Source organism: Streptomyces albidus (ex Kaewkla and Franco 2022), assembly GCF_013870515.1.
In the GTDB taxonomy this organism is placed as follows: Bacteria; Actinomycetota; Actinomycetes; order Streptomycetales; family Streptomycetaceae; genus Streptomyces; species Streptomyces albidus.
Window position 1 is genome coordinate 1 of sequence record NZ_JACBXA010000495.1, and the last position, 1,572, is coordinate 1,572.

1 protein-coding gene is annotated in these 1,572 nt (G+C 70.6%); it reads left to right on the forward strand.

The features are described 5' to 3' along the window. The first annotated feature begins 231 nt into the window (after nt 1-231). Nucleotides 232-1,512 (forward strand): FAD-dependent oxidoreductase, encoded by a 1,281-nt coding sequence (locus tag H5J26_RS30855; RefSeq protein WP_181769236.1) that lies wholly within the window; start codon nt 232-234, stop codon nt 1,510-1,512. Nucleotides 1,513-1,572: the final 60 nt, after the last annotated feature.

Sequence of the window (1,572 nt, forward strand, 5' to 3'; positions counted from 1 at the left end):
AAGGGCTCCCACTGCCTGCACTGCAAGCACTCCTTTAGGAGTTGCCCGGAACATCGGCCGCCCCTGGCTCCTGCTGTAAGGGCAGCAAGGGAGGACTTCCTCCCCTCCTGAGCGAGAGGACTGCCGAAGACCCGCCCTGCCCTGCTCCGCAGAAGTCCGCTTCTCCCCTTGGCTCCGCCAGGGGCGACCCCACCCCGGCCTGACGGCGGGGGCACCCACGGAGGAGTCCTGATGACAACTGAGCTGACCGCACAGGTGTGCGTGGTCGGAGGAGGTCCGGCCGGTCTCACGCTGGCCCTCGAACTCGCCAGACGGTCGGTCTCCGTCGTGGTGCTGGAGCAGAGCAGGCACTTCGACCGCTCCTTCCGCGGGGAGTCCGTCTCCCCCGACTCGGTGTGGCTGCTGGACGAGCTGGGCCTGCTCAAGCGGCTCGACGGCGAGTACCAGCAGATGCACCACATGGAGATCGTCGACGCCGGCAGCACCGTCATGCGGGCGCACTTCTCCGACTTCACCTACCCCCATCCGTATCCCGTGGAGATGCCTCAGCCCGCGCTGCTCTCCGCGCTGGCCGAAGCGGGCTCGGAGCACGAAGGCTTCACCCTGCTTCGCCGGGCCACGGCCATCGGGCTGGTGAGGGACGGGGACGGCCCCGTCACGGGTGTGCGGGCCCGTACGCCCGACGGCGAGATCACCGTGCACGCGGCGCTGACGGTGGCCGCGGACGGCCGCTTCAGCAAGGTCCGCGAGATGTCACAACTCCCGTGCACGCGGGTCCCGTTGGACCGGGACGTGGTGTGGCTGAAGCTGCCCTTCCCGAGCGAGTGGGACGACCGTACGTACCGCATCCGCATCCAGGGCGACCAGCACGGCCTCTTCATCCCGACCCGGCCGGACAGCGTGCGCGTCGGGTTCAACATCCCCAAGGGCGGGCTCAAGGAGCTCCGGGCGCAGGGGCTGCCCGCGCTCTACGAGCGGCTGGACCGGCTGGCCCCTGAGCTTTCCAAGGCGGTGAGGGAGGAGATCCGCAGCTGGTCGGACACCTCGATGCTCGACATCTTCACCACGCTCGTGCCGCGCTGGTCGATGCCGGGCCTGACCCTGATCGGGGACGCGGCGCACACGCTGACCCCCATCCTCGGGCAGGGCGTCAACCACGCCATCATCGACGCGGTGACACTCGCGCCGCTCGTTCAGGAGGCACTGGCCGACGGCGGCGGAACCGCCGAACTGCTGCGGGCGGGCGAGGAGTTCCAGCGTCTGCGTGAAGCCTCCGTCACCAGCTCCCGTGCGCTGCAGCTCCGCCAGGAGCGGCTGTTCGCCCTCCACGGCGCTCTCGGCGGTACGTTCCGGCGCACCCTCTACCGTCTCGTCGGCCGGAGCCGCTCGCTGACCCAACGGGTGCTGGCACGCGCGTACTTCCAGCTCCAGGAGCCCGGACCGCACGTCGTCACGGCACAGTCCGCACCGTCCGGCACGGGACCCGCTGCCCGGGCGAACGACCCCGCCTGAGAGGCGGCCGGGAAGCGGCCGGGCAGAAGGCGGCGGAACGCAGACGCAGAGCGGCGGCCC